This is a genomic window from Allocatelliglobosispora scoriae (genome assembly GCF_014204945.1).
GTDB lineage: Bacteria > Actinomycetota > Actinomycetes > Mycobacteriales > Micromonosporaceae > Allocatelliglobosispora > Allocatelliglobosispora scoriae.
The window spans coordinates 410,589-426,112 of sequence record NZ_JACHMN010000001.1 but is presented as its reverse complement, the minus strand read 5'-3'; the positions used below and the strand labels follow the sequence as shown (position 1 = coordinate 426,112).

Sequence of the window (15,524 nt, the reverse complement as noted above, 5' to 3'; positions counted from 1 at the left end):
TGCCCGAATATCCCGTCGCGGCGCGACCGGGTTACCCCTAGCCTCAGCCGCGTGGATGAGACCGAGTGGGCGCTGGCCCAGACCTGGATCGCGGCGGCCCTCGCCGACCGCGGCACCCCTGCCACCGGCCCGGCCGTCATCGACCGCGACCGCCCGTGGTCGCGGGTGGCGCGGGTGCCCGTCGACGGCGGCGAGGTGTGGTTCAAGCGCAACAACGAGGGCAGCCGCTACGAGGCGGGGCTGATGCGGCTGCTCGCGACGCTGCTGCCGGACCATGTGATCGTGCCGATCGCGGTCGACGTGCCGCGCGGCTGGATGCTGCTGCCCGACGGCGGTCACACGCTGCGGTCGCTCACCGGCGACGTGTTCCACGAGGACCGGTGGGAGGTGCTGCTGCGCCGCTACGCCGAACTGCAGCAGGCGGTCGCCCCGCGCGCCGAGGAGCTGCTCGCGATGGGTGTGCCCGACGTACGTCCGCGGGCGGTCCCGGAGATCTTCGCGCAGCTGCTCGACGACCCGTATGTCGTGGCGAACACGTCGGCGGAGAACCTGGCGGCGCTGCGCGCCTGGGAGCCGCGCCTGGCCGAGCTCGCGGCCCGGCTGGACGCGTCCGGCATCGCGCCCAGCGTGCAGCACGACGACCTGCACACCGGCAACGTCTTCGCCGACGCCGAGGGTGGTCTGCGGTTCTTCGACTTCGGCGACGCGAGTCTCGCCCACCCGTTCGGCACGATGCTGGTGGCGCTGCGGGTGGTGCACCGCGACGCGAAGGTCGAGCACGACGACCCGGTCCTGCACCGCCTGCGCGACCACTACCTCAGCGCCTGGGGCGGCGAGGCGGACCTGCCGGAGCTCCGCCGGATCTGCCAGGACGCGATCGAGGTGACGAAGGTCAGCAAGGCGCTGTCCTACCACCGCTCCCTCATCGACGCCGACGAGCAGGCGCTGACGGAGTACGGCGACGGCATCACCGGCTGGCTGGAGGAACTCCTGGGCCCCGATGTCGTCTCGCGTCCCTGAAATTCGCGTTGATCAAGGGAAGACTCGCCGCGAATCGGGCACCCGGGATGGCGAGTCTTCCCTTGATCAACGCGAATTGGCGAGCGCCGCGACCCGTACCGCATAGAGTGGCGGCTATGGGTGGCAGTGGAGTGGATGACGTGGCGGGGCGAGTACTCGCCGCCGCCGTGGGTGGGACCGAGATCGCCAACATCTACCTCGGGGACCGGCTGGGGCTCTACCGGGTGCTGGCCGACAAGGGGCCGCTCACCAGTGCGGAGCTGGCGCTCGCGGCGGGGTGCGACGAGCGCTATACGCGGGAGTGGCTGCAGGGCCAGGTGGTCTCCGGGTTCGTCGGCACCACCGGCGACGACCTCACCGTCGCCGAGTTCGCGCTCGCCGACGGTGCCCGGGAGGTCTTCGTCGACGAGCTCTCCCCCTCCTACATGGCGCCGCTGGGCACCGCGATGGCCTCCGCCGGGGCGATGCTCCCGGCGCTGCTCGACGCGTTCCGCACCGGTGCGGGCGTCCCCTACTCCGCCTACCCGGCCGGGGTCTCCGCGCAGGCCGCGCTCAACCGGCCCGCGTACGCCAACGATCTGATCCCGACGTGGCTGCCCGCGATCCCCGGGCTCGTCGAGCGCCTGAGCGACGCCGGGCAGCCGGCGGTCGTCGCGGACCTGGGCTGCGGTGCGGGCTGGTCGACGATCGAGATCGCCCGCGCCTACCCGCACACCCGGGTCACCGGATACGACGGGGACCCGGCCTCGATCGAGGAGGCGCTGCGCCACGCCGCCGACGAGGGCCTCGCCGACCGGGTCGCGTTCCACCGCCACGACCTCGCCGAACCGCTCGCGCAGGGCGGTGTCGACGTGGCGTTCATGTTCGAGTGCCTGCACGACATGGGCTACCCGGACCGCGTCCTGCGGACGGCTCGCCGGGCGCTGGGCGACGGCGGTTCGCTGATCGTGATGGACGAGGCGGTCGACGAGACCCTGGTCCCGGCGAGCGACGACATCGTGCAGCGGTTCTTCGCCAACATGAGCCCGCTGTGGTGCCTGCCGCAGGGCCGCGACGCCGCCGACATGGACCCGGTCGGCACGGTGATGCGCCCGGCGAAGCTGCGCCAACTCGCCGAGGCGGCGGGGTTCGCCGGCACCGAGGTCCTCCCGATCGAGCACCCGTTCTTCCGCTTCTACCGCCTCACGACGTAGGAGCGGCCGTCCCGCGCGCTGTCACGTTTTGCAGCAAAGCGTGGCCTCGCGGCGCGAAATGGTCACGCTTTGCAGCAAAGCGTGACAGCGCGGTGGACCGAAACGGCGGACCGAAACGGCGTGTGCCGCGGACCTGGCGAGGGGTCCGCGGCACACGCCGTTCTCACGGGGAGCGTCAGCCGAGCTCGGCGTCATCTCCGTCGAACTTGCGGCGTCGGGCCAGGAACAGCAGCACCACGCCGATGCCGATCGCGAGCAGTCCGCCGCCGGCGATGCCGGTCAGGGCCATACCGGTCACCGGGATCGGTGGCGGGCTCACCGACGGGCTCACCGACGGCGAGACCGGTGGCGGCGGCGGTGCCACCGAGGGCGACGGGGACGGCGGCGGCTCCCGGTCGGCGTTGGTGAAGGTGCAGGTGATGTCCTGCCCGATCAGCGCCGTCAGGACGCTGCCGGGTGTGTCGACCGGGGTCTGCGTACCGGTGAGCAGGCAGACCGGCAGCCCGACCTCGTCGTAGCCGATGGGTCCGGCGAGCTCGTCGAGCGTGTAGGCGAGGTTCGGGATCATCGCCGCGCCCGTCACGGCCGGCTGGCCGTCGCGGCCGCTGATCAGTACCGCGTCCGGGTTGCCGGGCTGCGGTGCCGCCTCCAGGAGCCAGTCGGTGGGGACGGCGGTGCCGCCGTGGGTGTTGTCCACCGTCTTCTTCAGGGTCAGCTTCGCCTTCTGCGCGATGTTCTTCGCCGTGCACTCCGCCTGCTGGCCGAGCTGCACGGTGACGCCGCCGTTGAGGCCGTCGTACTCGGGGCCGAGCGTGCCGTCGCGCAGGCGCAGCACGCAGTGCCACGTGCCGGTCGACGGCGGGTTGATCACCGAGCCGGGTGCGCGTTCCTGCACGTAGCCCGCGACCGCGGTCTCGCCGAGCGCGTAGCGCGAGTTCGCGGTGACGGTGCCGGAGATCCCGGTGGTCCCGGTGATCGCGGGCGTGTTCGACCCCGTCGGGTACGCCATGAGCGTCCACGCGTCCAGCGGGCTCTGCGGCGGCCCGTACGGGTTGACGATCTCCTTGAGCAGCTTCAGCGATGTCGTGCAGACCACGGTGTTGGTGACGGTGTAGGTGTTGGTGCCCGCGGCGAGGGTCTTGGCCCCGAGGTCGCCGCTGGGGGTGTTGGTGCAGCCCGGCGGCAGCAGGTCCTGGTTGACGGTCTCGCCGATGGTGACCGAGTCGCCGGCCTGGTATCCGGCGTAGACCTGCCCCCACGTCGGGACGGTCTGCCCGGTCAGCTCGAGCGCCGACTGGAACTCCGACGGCTGCGCCGGCTCGTTGTAGCTGGTGCCGTTGATGCTCCACACCTTGTTGACCTGCACCGAAGCGGGCGGGATCGTGGTGCGGTTGTAGACGGTGCAGGTGACGATCGCGTTGCGCAGCGCGTCGACGGTGAAGCCGAGCGCGCCGCTGTTGGTGGCGGTGACCGGGTTGCCGTCCGAGGTGCAGGTGGCGTTGTTGCCGCCGACCTGCTCCAGGGTGTGGTCGGGCTGGGCGGTCTCGGTGATGGTGACGGGCAGCGAGGCCGCGCCGCCGAGGGTCGCGGTGAAGCTCACCGCACCGGTGTCGGCGGCGGTGTCGCCGGTGGCCGGGGTAACTCCGCCGGTGGCGGTGCTGAAGGTCCAGCCGCCGGTGGGCAGCGCGTCGGCGATGACCCCGCCGGGCGGGATGACCTTCTTGACGACGCTGATGGTGCCAGCGCACGTACGCAGGGCGATCTCGCGGAAGACCGCGGCGAGCGCGGCGTAGCCGGTCTGCACGTAGTCGACGCCGACGACCGGGCCGGAGATGGCCTGGAGGTTCTGCGCGGAGCCGCTGATGCCGGCGCCGACGCCGACCGCGACGATCTTCGTGCCGAGGGCCTTGATGGCGTTGGCGGAGAAGATGCCGTTCTCGACCTCGCGGAAGCGGGTGTAGTTGCCCGGTCCCTCGGAGTTGGGGCCGTAGAAGGTCGGGTTGCCGTCGGTGAGCATCACGACCGCGTCGTAGGTGCTGGTGGCGGCCGCGATCTGGAAGAGGCCGGAGTCCCAGTTGGTGCCGCCGCCCGCGACGAGCGCGTTGATCGCCGCCTTGACGGTGTCGGCGCCGGCGGCGTCGGGCACCGGTGTCGGGCCGAGCAGGGCGTCGGCGCCGGTGGCGAAGGAGTAGAGGGCGATCTTCGACGGCGTACCGGTGAGGGCGTCGACGAAGCCGTTGGCCGCGTCCTTGACCGACTGCAGGTCCGGGATGATCGAGCCGGAGACGTCGATGAGCAGCGCGATGTTGAGCCCGCACCGGTCCGGCAGGGCCGGGTTGTTGCGGATGTCGGCCCAGGTGTCCTCGCGCGCGAGCGGGTTGGTGTTGCCCGTGCTCGCCTGCGGGAAGTTGTAGCCGACGTTGTTGGAGACGTTGCCGGTGAAGTACCGGTTGTAGACCGTCGAGACGGTGGGTCCGGCGCCGGTGTCGAGGCTCTGCGGCGCGGTGTATCCGGCCGGTGCGGTCCGCTCGATGACCCAGTAGCCCTGCACGTTGTTGCCGGTGCCGCCGGTCCGCCCGGCCACGTCCACGCTGCAGGTGCCGTCGGCGACGGTGGTGCAGGACGCCGCGACCGGGGTGGTTCCCGGCGTCGGCGGCGTGCCCGCGATCCCGGCGTAGAAGTCGAAGGTGGTCCCGGCGAGGCCGCTGACGACCTGCGGTGACGTGCGGTCGGCCGCCTTGTGCATGGTCAGGGTCGTGTTGTTCGGGCCCGGTGCGCCTTCGGAACGAGCGGGTGCCAGCACCGCCGCGAGGCTGCCCGCCGTGAGTAGCGCCGCGCCCAGGGCGGCGAACCGGCGCGCGGCCGGCCGTGCTGAAGTCATCGTTGATCGCTTTCACCATCTGCCCGGATTCGAGTACGAGCAGGTAGTGAGCATTATGACAAGATATGCCCTATATGCCGGTATTAGCACAGTCACGGTGCGTCACGCAGTCTTTTTCGGGTCCGGGCTCTTCCGTCGCATTTGCATGCCCGCGCATCCCGGCCCGTATATTCGCAACCCCACTCACCTGCTCGAACTCCGACGAGGAGGCCACCGGTGATCCTCCCGTCGTTTCTGCGCGACCTCGCGGTGGAGCTGTCGGCCTCGATCGGCGGGCACGCCACCGTCGCGCTCACCGGCACCGAGCTCTACCCGGAGCTGCACGTCACACCCCGGTCGCCGGGCCGGTGCCCGTTCGTCGTCCACGCGCAGGGCGAGTCCGAGCTCACGATCGAGTTCGGGGTGATGTCGCGGCTCGCGGTCGGCGGCGCCGACGCCGAGCAGATGGCGCAGTCCTGCCGGCGGCTCGTCGCCCGCCTGGTCAGCGGCGCCGTCACCGAGACGGTGTGGCGCAAGGGCGGCGTGCCCTACCGGGCCATCGCCACGATCGGCGCAGGCACCGCGGCGGTCACGGTCCGCACCCGGCGCGGCCTGGGTCTGACCAAGCCCGAGCGCATCCGGTACGACCGCTACCGCACCTCGGCACCGTCGGCCGAGGCACCGGCGATCAACGGACGGCACGGCTTCACCCGTCGGATGCAGACCCTGCTCGCCCCGCTCAACGGCGGCGCCACCGTCTCCTGGAGCCTCAACGATCTGGGCGTCTCCTTCGTCGAGGTACGCCCCACCGCACCGGGGCCGTTCCCGTTCAGCGTCGGCTGGAGCGAGCACGAGGTCGTCGTCGGCCTCGGCCCGGAGCTGCGCGTCGAACTCGGCCCGCCCGGCACCGACGACGAGGTGGCGGCCCGGCTCGTCCGGTCGCTGCTCGCCGGCGCCGTCACCGAGACCGAGGACGACGACCGCCGGGTGGTCGCGATCGCCCTGGACGGCGGTACCGTCTGGACGCAGGCCGCCACCGCCCGCGGCTCCGCCCGGGTGCACCCCGGCGAGACCAAGCACTTCCCGCCCTTCACCCCGAAGCCGCCGGCACCGGGGCACTGACCGCGGTCCGCGCCAGGCCACAACCCAAGATCGCCGCAACTCTTGAAGAGTTGGTCCTAACGGGTTTTAGGACCAACTCTTCAAGAGTTGCGGCGATCTTGGGGTCGGTCCTAGGCGCCGTCAGGGCTTGGTCAGGTCGCGGAACATGATGAGCAGGTCGACGTACCCGAGGGTGGCGTGGCGGTAGGCGCCGGGCGAGGTGCCGACGACCTCGAACCCCATCGACCGCCACAGTGCCACCGCCCGGGTGTTGGTGCTGACCACCGCGTTGAACTGCATCGACCGGAACCCGAGCTCGCGGGCCCGCTCGATGATCCGCTCGGCGAGCGCCCGCCCGACGCCCCGGCCGCCGGCGGACGCGGGCACCATGAAGCTCGCGTTGGCGACGTGGTCGCCGAGCGTCGGGTAGTTCGGCCGCAGCATCGCGGTGCCGATGACGGTGCCGTCGTCGTCGGTGGCGACCCAGACCTCGGCGGGTGCGGGCAGCATCCACGCGGTTCGCCCCGCAGCCTCGTCCATCGTCGGCGACCAGGTGTATGTCTCCCCGGTGGCCACGACCTCCCGCACGATGGGCCAGATCCCGGCCCAGTCCTCATTGCTCGCCTGCCTGAACTTCATGCCGGCATCGTGACCCGCCGTCGCACCGGCGGGCAACACGATTCGGGTCAGCGGTGGTCGGCGGCGTGGTGCCGGCGCAGGATGTCGTCGCCGAAGTCGCTCGCCGGGCGCCGGAGCACGGTGTGCGCGTGGTTGCCGTCGTCGCTGGTGTTGTCGTACTCGATGAGCAGGTCCTCGCCCTGGATCCGGTAGTAGTGGCGCCGTCCGGGGTCGGGGGATCCGGCCCAGGCGAAGTGCAGCGGCCCGGTCAGGCGCTGCGACTCGGCGCGGGCTAGCTCGTCGGGGAGCCGGTCGAGGTAGAGGGCGACGAGCTCGTCGAGCAGCCCCCGGGCGGTGAGCGGCAGGTCGGTGGCGGGCATCCCGAGCGGCTGGATCCAGGCCTCGGCGCGGGCGCTGGTGCCGCTGACGATGTCGAAGGGTGCCTCGTCGGCGATGATCACCGCGGCCCGGTGCGCGGGGCTGAGCGCGGTGAGCAGCTCGCGCGCCATGTCCTCCTCGGGCGCCAGGGGCCGGGAGACCGCCCGGCCCCGGTAGCCGACGCGGGCCGGGTTGGCGCCGAGGAAGACCGGCGACGGGGAGATCCGGTCCCCGGCGACGGTCATGGTGACCGAGATGTGGTGCCCCTCGAAGCGCCAGGCCCAGCGGTCGTCGGCGGGGTGGCCGAAGACCGCGATCCAGTAGTCGTCGCTGTGGCGGCCCCGGCCCCAGCCCTCCCTGCGGTCGAGCACCTCCTCCAGCGCGGTGACGGCCATGACCTGGGCGTACGCGTGTGGGCTGAGCGCGGTCGCGAGGAGCCGGTGCACGGCTTTGCGGGCGGGGGCGGGGATCTCGGCGAGGCTGACGCCGGGTCGGGGGCGGGGGCGGTACTCGATCCAGCGGCGGGCTTCGTCGTCGGCGAATCTGCGCGTGGCCCGGGCCAGCAACTCCTCGTCGAGGGTGGTCAACAGGTGGCTGGCGGCGGCACGCATCAGCACAGGCAAGGTGTCGGTCACCTGAACTTTATAGACCTCCCGCGCACAGGTGTAATACAGGACACACTTGAGCGCTCGCTCAAATGCCCTTTAAGCTCTCGCTTTAAGCGACCGCTCAAACAAGGGGAGACCAGCATGACCACGCCACTGACGCCCGACTTCACGCCGCCACCGCCGCCCGAGTCGCCTCAACCGCTTTCCAGCAGCCGCGCCCGGATGATCCTCTGCGGAGGCATCGTCGCCGTCGCCGTGCTCGCCTTCATCGCCGCCGTCGAGACCGGCGCCCGGGACTCGGCGCTGCTCTTCGTCGGGCTGCCCACCGTCATCGCGCTCGCCGTCGCCGCCGCCAAGCCCGCCCGCAGCCTGCACGGCACCGTCTTCAAGGCGATCACGATCTGCCTCATGCTCTCCGCGGTGTGGCTGCACGAGGGCGCGATCTGCGTCGTCTTCGCCGCTCCCCTCGTCTAGGGCGTCGGCCACGGCATCACCGCCATCGTCCAGGCCGCGCAGAAGCGCACCGGCACCTACGCGCTCATCCCGCTGATCCTGCTCAGCAGCATCGAGGGCACCACCCCCGAGATGCGGATCGAACCCGTGCAGACCGTCACCGTCACCCGCGCCGTCGCCGCCGCACCCGACACCGTCGCCGCCCGCATCGCGAAGGGACCGGTCCCCCGCGAGCCGCGCCCGCTGCTGCTGCGCCTGGGCATCCCGCTGCCCGCCACCGTCTCGGGGATCTCGCTCACCCCCGGCGCCCGGTGGACCTTCTGCTACCACGGCGACGCGCACGGCGACGGCGGCCAGATCACCGCCGAGGTCGCCGAGTCCGCCCCCGGCCGGGTCGCCTTCCGCGTCGTCGGCGACACCACCATCACCGCCCGCTGGCTCGCACTCCAGCACGCCGACCTCACCTGGCACCCCGGCACCGGCGGCGGCACCGAGGTCACCATGTCGATGACGTTCCGCCGCGGTCTCGACCCGGTCTGGTATTTCGGCCCCGTCGAGAACGCCTTCGTCACCGCCGCCGCCGAGCACCTGCTCGACACCCTGGACGTGTCGTGACCGCCGTCGGCTGGCTGCGCTACGCCGTGCTCCTCGCCCCGCTGGCCCTGCTCGCGGTCGCGGGGCTGCTCGGTGGGCGTACCCCCCAGGATCGTCGGCGGGAGTGGGGCGCGGCGCTGCTCGCGGGCGCTGCCGCGGCCATCGGCCTGGCCGCGCTGCATCATCTCGCCCTGGTCTTCGGCTGGTGGCGTTACGCGGCGGTCGAGGGCTCGATCTGGGGCCTGCCCGTCGACCTGTGGCTGGGCTGGTCGGTGCTGTGGGGCGCGGTGCCCGTCTTCGTCCGGCGGGTGCCGGTGCCGGTCCTGCTCGCGGTGCTGGCCTGGGTCGACGTGCTGGCGATGCCGCGCCTGTCGCCGCTCGTCGTGCTCGGCGACCGGTGGCTGCTCGGCGAGGCGGCCGGGCTGGCCCTCGTGGCGCTGCCGGTGCTGCTGCTCGGCCGCTGGACCGTGACCCGCCGCCGGCTCGCCGCCCGCGCCACGCTGCAGGTCGCCGTCTTCGGTGGGCTGTCGATGTGGCTGCTGCCGACCGTCGCGATCACCCTCGGCGACGGCTCCTGGGACCATCTGCTCGCCCTGCCCGCGCCGTGGCTCGCGGTGATCGCGCAGGTCGCGCTCCTGCTCGCCCTGCCGGGCCTGTCGGCGGTACGCGAATTCGCCACCCGTGGCGGCGGCACCCCGTTCCCGTGGGACCCGCCGCAGCGGCTCGTCACGACCGGCCCCTACGCCTACGTCGCGAACCCGATGCAGCTGTCCTGCTCGGCGTCCACACTGCTCATCGCCGCCCTGACCCACAGCCTGTCCACGGTGGGCGCCGCCGCCATGACCGTCGCGTTCTCCGTCGCGATCGCCGCCGTCCACGAGCGCGACGACCTCACCGTCCGGCTCGGCGCGCCGTGGCTCGCCTATCGCGAGCACGTCCGCGACTGGCTGCCGCGCACGACACCGCACGTCACGGCCGAGGCGACACTGTTCCTGGCCCGCGCGTGTGATCCCTGCGACCAGACGCGGGTCTTCGTCGAGGGCCGACACCCGGTGGGCCTGCGGATCGCGGCTGCCGAGTCCTACCCCCCTGGTGCTGCACCGCGCCCGGTATGTCGGCCACGACGGCCACACCGCCGACGGGGTCGCCGCCGTCGGCCGTGGACTCGAGCACGCGGGCCTGGCCTGGGCGATCGCGGCGTGGCTGCTGCGCCTTCCGGTGCTCGGCGCCGTCGCGCAACTCCTCGTCGACGCCCTGGGGCAGGGGGTCACCACCCCCGGAAGCTGTGCGGAGCGCGCCGCGCTGCCTGGACTGAGGAGCCCGGGAGCTGTGCGGAGCGCGCCGCGCTGCCTGGACTGAGGAGCGAAGCGACGAGGGAAGGCAGCGCATAGAGGCGCGCGGAGCGCAGCGACCCAGAAATACAGCGACGAGGGAAGGCAGTGCACAGGGGCGCGCGGAGCGCAGCGACCCAGCAACAGGTGAAGCGGGCCACTCAGTAATCTGTGCCGGGTGTCGGTGCTGAAAGTGTCGGCACCCTCTGGTAGACACTGCTGTGTCAAACATATGTTCGGGCACAACCACCGTAGGGAAGCGAGGGAGCGACGATGGCAGGTCTATCAGCGCCGCAGATAGAGCAGATTCAGGAGACCCTCGCGGCCGGGAAACGGCCACGGGTGATGTTCACCGAGGCGGCGGGGCAGATCGCGGGTCAGATCGGGCAGGTCATCCAGCTCGACGACCCCGCGGTCCACGACGAATGGATCCTGGTCAAGTTCGGCGGCGACGCGCTGCCGTTCGCGCCCAGCGACCTCACGCTGCCGCCCAAGGGTGCACCCAAGCCTGCGGCGGTGCGCAAGGCCGAGCCCGTCGAGGCACCGGTCGAGACCGCACCCGAACCTGAATTCATCCTCGATAAGCCCATTGCCCGTCAGGAGCGTTCCGTGCAGCCAGAGTCCCCAGTGGAGCCCGCACCGCAGGCCACCCCGGCCCCCCGCAAGCCGGCCGGCAAGACCGCCAAGGTGAAGGCTCCCCCCGGGCTGACCGTGACCATCGCCTACACCGAGGGCGAGTGGACGGTCGGCGCGATCCAGGGCACGAAGGCGCTCGCCAAGCCCTATGTCATCAAGCCCGCCGAGGCGCTGCAGATGGTGAGCCTGCTCGACGTTCCCGGTGTGCAGGAGGCCGTGGAGCAGATCCTGTCCAGCGAGCGCGCCGAGGCCCAGGCCCACGCCGAGCGGCTGCGTGCCGAGCTCGCGGAGCTCGAGGTCAAGCTCGCCGAGCTCGGCTGACGGGCTGACCCGCCGGGGGCGGCGCAGACCTTCCCCTGCCGTTTTCGACTGATGCCCGCCCGGCAGCGCGACGAGCGTTGCCGGGCGGGCATCACATTGCTCTCAACCTCGGCGTGCGGGCGAAGCCTCGCGCACGACCGGGATCAGTACCAGGAGTAGCCCCAGCCGCCGGTCGCACGGCCGCCGTAACCAGGGCATTCGGCCTTGTTGTAACCGTTGCGGAATCCGGGGCTGGAGGCGTTGCCGGTGTTGCAGTAGATCTCGACCTGCACGTAGTAGCCGCTGTTGCACTGAACGTGGCGCCGCGCGCCGCCACCGGGCCCGGACGTGTCGCTCCAGGTGGTGTACCCGGGGCAGTTGGCGTTCGGGGTGATGACGCTGGCGGCCTGGGCCGGTGCGGCGATGCCGCTCACCGCCATGGCCGCGCCGGCCGTCGCGATCGTGGCGAGCCGGGCGAGAGTTCGACGAGAACTCATGGTGAAACCTCCGGTAAGGGTCGACCCAGTCGGCCGGAGCGCCGGATCGCAAAGGAACCCGTTGCCGACCCCGGCCGATGGGAGGGCTGATGCCGTCGAGCCTGTCGGGGACGCGGAGCCTCCGGCAAGGAGATCGGCTGTCCGGGACAGGGCTCGCGATGTCCGGACTGGTCATGCCACGGACGTCCGCCAAACCCGGACAGGGTCGAGGGGCGCTGATCGCGAAACATGTCATGCAGCCGACATAATTTCATCGACGATTGACTATCGTTTCTGCCTATGGGGGATTTGGATCCTGTGGAGCTCCATCCGGAGCGAGCAGATTCCACGGCAGAATTCGTCGACCTGTTGGGCCGGCTCCGGCACCGGAGCGGACGTACCTACCGGGAGTTGGAGCGCCGCGCCGCCGAGCGCGGCGACCTCCTGCCCCGCAGTACGATCGCCGATGTCCTGCGGCGTTCGGCGTTGCCGCGGGAGGATCTTCTCGCCGCGTTCATCCGGGCCTGCGGGGCCGAGGACGAGTTGAAGCGGTGGATGGCGGCACGCGATCGGCTCGCCGACGCCCAGGGCGAAGGCGGCGAAGGCGCGGACGCGCAGGCTGCGTCCCACCGGATCGGCGAGGACGCGAACGTGGCAGCCGAGCCGAACGCCGACGACACCTCCGCCCACGCCGTTCGGGGCCGACGGGACGGCCGGCCGCCCGAGCCCGCTGCACCGACGGCGGCGGCGCCCCCGCGAGCGGGATTCGGCGCGGCCTTCGGCGCCGTCCTCCTGGTCGGGCTCGTTCTCATCCTGCTGGTCACCCGTGGCGACTCGCCACCATCGGTCGTGAGCGGACCCGTCGACGATGCCGCGGTCGGACCTGGTTCGACGCACTGCACGTCGACCAACCCGTGGGGAAGTCTCTGCATCCGCGTCACCCGAGCCGCCAACACGGCCTCGCAGATCGAGGGGTCCGTAGAGACCACGACACCCCATTGCAGCATGGCGCTGATGGTGAGCGGAACCTCTCCCGACGGAAGGTGGTACGGCAGCGCCAAACGCACGCCGTGTGGTGTCGTCGCGAACGGCGTCTACGTCCATACGTACGTGTGGAAGCACGATTCCGGACTCGTCCTCAAGCCCGGCACGAGGCTGTGCGTGCAGGCCGGTGTGTTCACCGGCAACGAGCCCAACCCCACCGACTGGAGTCGTAGCAAGGCGTGCGTCTGGATCAGCGGGTGATGCCGCCGGTCACCCGGCCATCGGCAGGCGGAAGTCGTAGGTCTTCTCCCACCGCTGGCCGGACACGACCGTGATGGTGCCGGTCTTCAAGCCGTACGTCACCGACCAGCGGGTGTGCGACTGGACCACGTCGTGCAGCAGTCCCAGCGCCGCGGTGGCGTCGAGCTTGCCGCCGGTCGCCGTCAGCTTCCCCGATGCCACCCGGTAGCGCTCGTCGCGCTGGCGGGTGGCATCGTTGGCTCCGGCGAGCTGGATGTTGGTGAGCACCTGCCACGGCGGGGTGCCGCGCTCGACGGTCATCGCGCCGTTGACGAACTCCACGACGGCGGAGCGGCCGGTCGCGTCGGCGATCAGGTAGTGCAGCGCCGGTCCGCCGTCGAAGTCGAGGTTGTAGCTGCCCATCAGGGTCAGCGCCTCCTCGACGGTGGCGGCGTGGTCGAGGAGCAGCCGCAGGATCCGGACGCTGCCGACGGTGCGTTTGCGCGGGTTGGCCATGGCGTTGCCGAGGTCGTCGGCGGCGAGGCCCACGGCGAGGCCGCGCTCGTTCATCCCGTCGAAGGGCAGCAGCGGGGCGTTGAGCAGCTTGCGCTTGTCGGCCTCGGTGGTGAGGGTGCTGACGCCGAGGTAGGAGATGTCGACGATCGAGAACGACGCGTAGCCGTCCGGCGGGTCGGTGTGCAGGACCAGCGCCGGGTTGGGGTCCCAGTCGAAGTTGCGCGCGAAGAGCGGGTTCTGCGGGTCGCCGGCCGCGACGAAGAGCGAGCAGCCGAAGGGCGTGGCGGTCGGGCCGGGCCCAGGGATGCCGGAGAGCTCGTCGTAGTCGCCGGTGTAGGTCATCTCGTAGAGCGGCAGCTTGTCGATCTGCTTGAGGCTGGCGAGGGTGGCCTCGGCTTCGGCGGGGGTCTGCCGGGACGCCGACGCGGTCCCGGTCGACGCCGTGCCGCTCGGGCCGGCGTCGACCTCCGACGGCTCTGAGCAGCCGGCCACGCCGAGCGTGACGACGGCGGCCAACGCGATGATCCTCCTGGCGACAGTACCCATCGACCAACTATATGCCTCGATGGGCCCGATGGATCTACGCCGGGTAGCAGTCCTGGTTGGCGAGCATCAGCGACAGCTCGACCACCTTGTCGTCGGACATCATGATGATCTTGTATTCGGCTTTCGGGTTACCGGGCACCGGGGTCACCTCGTATTGGCCGTCCTTATGCAGCCCCGGGTAGGCCTTGACCACGTCGGCGCGGGTCGAGCCGAGGCCGATCCCCTCGACGGTCCGGATGCCGGCGGGCACGCCGATGACCGCGACGCCCAGGTTCTCCGAGATCAGCACGCTGCCGCCCTGAGGCTTGCGGATCCAGCTCTTCAACGTGCACGCCCCGTAGGGGAAGGAGCCGAAGTTGCCGGCCACACCGGTCGCGTCGGCCTGGTCCTTGGTCATGCCGAGCATGAGCGTGCCGAGCCCCGCAGGCCCGAGGACCGGCGGCACCGTGGAGGCCGACGGGCTCGGCGCGGCGGCGGCCGGTGCCGGAGCTCCGTCCTGCCCGCAGCCCGCAGCCGTCACGGCCGACACCACCAGCAGCGCGCTCACGGCGGCAACCTGGAAACCCCTGATCATCGACACTCCCTCGGATGTGCGCGCCGAGGAAGGGCGGCGAGCCGTGCCAGCCTCCTACCCGGACGCGACACCCGTCAAGGCACAAGATCGTCACGCCAGCAGGCAGGCGACCGGGAAGATGAGGAACTCCAGGTAGAACAGCTTCCAGATGAACATGTAGTAGCGCACCACGGCCGCGGAGTCCTCGGCGTCGACCCGGGCGGCGGCGAGCCAGACCGCGGCGAGCCCCAGCACGTGCGCGGCGATCAGCACCGCCGCGTTGACCCCGTCGATGCCGATCAGGGCGGCGGCGATGACACCGGTGTAGCAGGCGGTGAGCACGATCTGGCACAGCAGCAGGGTCCTGGCCGGGCCGATGCGCAGCACCACGGTGGAGATCCGGTGCCGCCGGTCGCCCTCGACGTCGGGGATGTCCTTCATGACGGCGATGACGACGGCGAAGCCGAGCATGAACCCGACCAGCAGCAGCACGTAGCCGGGCAGTTGCGGGGTGCCGGTGAGCGCCGTGGAGTAGGTCAGGTAGACGCCGATGTTGGCCACGACCGCCCGGGCCAGCACGATCGACGCGGCGGCGAAGAGCGGGTATCGCTTGAGCCGGATCGGCGGCAGCGAATAGCAGGTGCCGATGACGAAGACGATCGCTATCGCCGCGAGCAGCCAGCCGCCGTGCAGGGCGGCGAGCACGAGCGATCCGAGTCCGGTGGCGGCGACGAGTCCGGTGGCGACGCCGCGGCCCATGCTCCCGGCGGCGAGCGGCAGGTAGGGCTTGCTGATCCGGTCGATCTCGACGTCGGTGATCTGGTTGAGCCCGACGATGTAGACGTTGACGGCGATGCTGGCGATGAGCACGAGGACCCACAGCGACCAGCTCGTACGCTGGGCCGTATGCGCGGCGAGCACGTAGAGCGCGCAGACGGCGAGGACTGTCCCGATGATCGTGTGTGGCCTGCTGAACTCCCATAGCGTGCGAAGTCGCGGCGCCGCTGCCTGCGTCACGGTGGCAACGTAGCACCTGCTCCTGACAGGTGCTCCCACTTCTGTGCGACACCGCCCGGTAACCATCTGGCATAGACATTGATGTATCGATAGGGTGCGG

At 71.2% G+C, this 15,524-nt stretch carries 15 protein-coding genes; 8 read left to right on the top strand and 7 right to left on the bottom strand.

From position 1 onward, the window contains the following. Positions 1-51 precede the first annotated feature (51 nt). Together F4553_RS01870 and F4553_RS01865 are read left to right on the top strand one after the other, a co-directional pair. Positions 52-1,020, top strand: a complete 969-nt coding sequence (locus tag F4553_RS01870; RefSeq protein WP_184831253.1) for a phosphotransferase — start codon at positions 52-54, stop codon at positions 1,018-1,020. 116 nt (positions 1,021-1,136) lie between these two features. Then, positions 1,137-2,213: a class I SAM-dependent methyltransferase gene (locus F4553_RS01865; protein WP_184831245.1), complete on the top strand. Its 1,077-nt coding sequence runs from the start codon at positions 1,137-1,139 to the stop codon at positions 2,211-2,213. Positions 2,214-2,388: 175 nt separating this feature from the next. On the opposite strand, the gene F4553_RS01860 is transcribed toward F4553_RS01865, so the two are convergent. Beyond that, positions 2,389-5,094, bottom strand: a complete 2,706-nt coding sequence (locus F4553_RS01860; RefSeq protein ID WP_184831243.1) for a VWA domain-containing protein — start codon at positions 5,092-5,094, stop codon at positions 2,389-2,391. A gap of 216 nt (positions 5,095-5,310) precedes the next feature. Here F4553_RS01860 and F4553_RS01855 point away from each other — a divergent pair, with 216 nt between their 5' ends. Continuing rightward, on the top strand, positions 5,311-6,195 hold the full coding sequence (locus tag F4553_RS01855) for a hypothetical protein (protein ID WP_184831242.1): 885 nt from the start codon (positions 5,311-5,313) through the stop codon (positions 6,193-6,195). Positions 6,196-6,315: 120 nt separating this feature from the next. Here F4553_RS01855 and F4553_RS01850 read toward each other — a convergent pair whose 3' ends face one another. Both F4553_RS01850 and F4553_RS01845 read right to left on the bottom strand, forming a co-directional pair. Further along, positions 6,316-6,813, bottom strand: coding sequence for a GNAT family N-acetyltransferase (locus F4553_RS01850; protein ID WP_184831240.1), 498 nt, complete (start codon positions 6,811-6,813; stop codon positions 6,316-6,318). A gap of 47 nt (positions 6,814-6,860) precedes the next feature. Next, positions 6,861-7,805: a DUF3500 domain-containing protein gene (locus F4553_RS01845; RefSeq protein WP_376776156.1), complete on the bottom strand. Its 945-nt coding sequence runs from the start codon at positions 7,803-7,805 to the stop codon at positions 6,861-6,863. A gap of 114 nt (positions 7,806-7,919) precedes the next feature. On the opposite strand from F4553_RS01845, the gene F4553_RS01840 reads away from it, so the two are divergent. The 4 genes from F4553_RS01840 (at position 7,920) to F4553_RS01825 (ending at position 11,113) form a co-directional block, all read left to right on the top strand. Further along, a complete protein-coding gene (locus F4553_RS01840) occupies positions 7,920-8,252 on the top strand; it encodes a hypothetical protein (RefSeq protein WP_184831238.1) in 333 nt (110 codons plus the stop codon). Between the two features lie 111 nt (positions 8,253-8,363). After that, complete coding sequence (locus F4553_RS01835; protein ID WP_184831236.1) at positions 8,364-8,846, top strand: SRPBCC family protein; 483 nt, start codon at positions 8,364-8,366, stop codon at positions 8,844-8,846. Next, positions 8,843-10,216 carry a methyltransferase family protein gene (locus F4553_RS42190; RefSeq protein ID WP_184831234.1) on the top strand — a complete coding sequence of 458 codons (1,374 nt, stop codon included), beginning with the start codon at positions 8,843-8,845 and terminating at the stop codon, positions 10,214-10,216. Before F4553_RS01835 ends, F4553_RS42190 begins: the two co-directional genes overlap by 4 nt. A 213-nt stretch (positions 10,217-10,429) precedes the next feature. Beyond that, positions 10,430-11,113: a hypothetical protein gene (locus F4553_RS01825; protein WP_184831232.1), complete on the top strand. Its 684-nt coding sequence runs from the start codon at positions 10,430-10,432 to the stop codon at positions 11,111-11,113. Between the two features lie 143 nt (positions 11,114-11,256). Here the strand turns inward: F4553_RS01825 and F4553_RS01820 are convergent, their stop codons facing one another. Continuing rightward, positions 11,257-11,589: a hypothetical protein gene (locus F4553_RS01820; RefSeq protein ID WP_184831230.1), complete on the bottom strand. Its 333-nt coding sequence runs from the start codon at positions 11,587-11,589 to the stop codon at positions 11,257-11,259. Positions 11,590-11,868: 279 nt separating this feature from the next. Between F4553_RS01820 and F4553_RS01815 the strand changes: the two genes are divergently transcribed. Further along, complete coding sequence (locus tag F4553_RS01815) at positions 11,869-12,813, top strand: helix-turn-helix domain-containing protein (protein ID WP_184831228.1); 945 nt, start codon at positions 11,869-11,871, stop codon at positions 12,811-12,813. A 9-nt stretch (positions 12,814-12,822) separates the two neighbouring features. Here F4553_RS01815 and F4553_RS01810 read toward each other — a convergent pair whose 3' ends face one another. The 3 genes from F4553_RS01810 to F4553_RS01800 form a co-directional block, all read right to left on the bottom strand. After that, positions 12,823-13,854 (bottom strand): carcinine hydrolase/isopenicillin-N N-acyltransferase family protein, encoded by a 1,032-nt coding sequence (locus F4553_RS01810; RefSeq protein ID WP_184831226.1) that lies wholly within the window; start codon positions 13,852-13,854, stop codon positions 12,823-12,825. A gap of 34 nt (positions 13,855-13,888) precedes the next feature. Next, positions 13,889-14,428, bottom strand: a complete 540-nt coding sequence (locus F4553_RS01805; RefSeq protein WP_184831224.1) for a hypothetical protein — start codon at positions 14,426-14,428, stop codon at positions 13,889-13,891. 90 nt (positions 14,429-14,518) lie between these two features. Beyond that, positions 14,519-15,424: a homogentisate phytyltransferase gene (locus tag F4553_RS01800; protein ID WP_184831222.1), complete on the bottom strand. Its 906-nt coding sequence runs from the start codon at positions 15,422-15,424 to the stop codon at positions 14,519-14,521. Between the last annotated feature and the right edge of the window lie 100 nt (positions 15,425-15,524).

What these genes read in the sequence shown, in the direction of transcription:
- F4553_RS01840 (WP_184831238.1), top strand. Translation starts at nt 7,920, where the DNA reads ATGACCACGCCACTGACGCCCGACTTCACGCCGCCACCGCCGCCCGAG.
- F4553_RS01860 (WP_184831243.1), bottom strand. Translation starts at nt 5,094, where the DNA reads ATGACTTCAGCACGGCCGGCCGCGCGCCGGTTCGCCGCCCTGGGCGCG.
- F4553_RS01865 (WP_184831245.1), top strand. Translation starts at nt 1,137, where the DNA reads ATGGGTGGCAGTGGAGTGGATGACGTGGCGGGGCGAGTACTCGCCGCC.
- F4553_RS01815 (WP_184831228.1), top strand. Translation starts at nt 11,869, where the DNA reads ATGGGGGATTTGGATCCTGTGGAGCTCCATCCGGAGCGAGCAGATTCC.
- F4553_RS01805 (WP_184831224.1), bottom strand. Translation starts at nt 14,428, where the DNA reads ATGATCAGGGGTTTCCAGGTTGCCGCCGTGAGCGCGCTGCTGGTGGTG.
- F4553_RS01810 (WP_184831226.1), bottom strand. Translation starts at nt 13,854, where the DNA reads ATGGGTACTGTCGCCAGGAGGATCATCGCGTTGGCCGCCGTCGTCACG.
- F4553_RS01835 (WP_184831236.1), top strand. Translation starts at nt 8,364, where the DNA reads ATGCGGATCGAACCCGTGCAGACCGTCACCGTCACCCGCGCCGTCGCC.
- F4553_RS01820 (WP_184831230.1), bottom strand. Translation starts at nt 11,589, where the DNA reads ATGAGTTCTCGTCGAACTCTCGCCCGGCTCGCCACGATCGCGACGGCC.
- F4553_RS01825 (WP_184831232.1), top strand. Translation starts at nt 10,430, where the DNA reads ATGGCAGGTCTATCAGCGCCGCAGATAGAGCAGATTCAGGAGACCCTC.
- F4553_RS01850 (WP_184831240.1), bottom strand. Translation starts at nt 6,813, where the DNA reads ATGAAGTTCAGGCAGGCGAGCAATGAGGACTGGGCCGGGATCTGGCCC.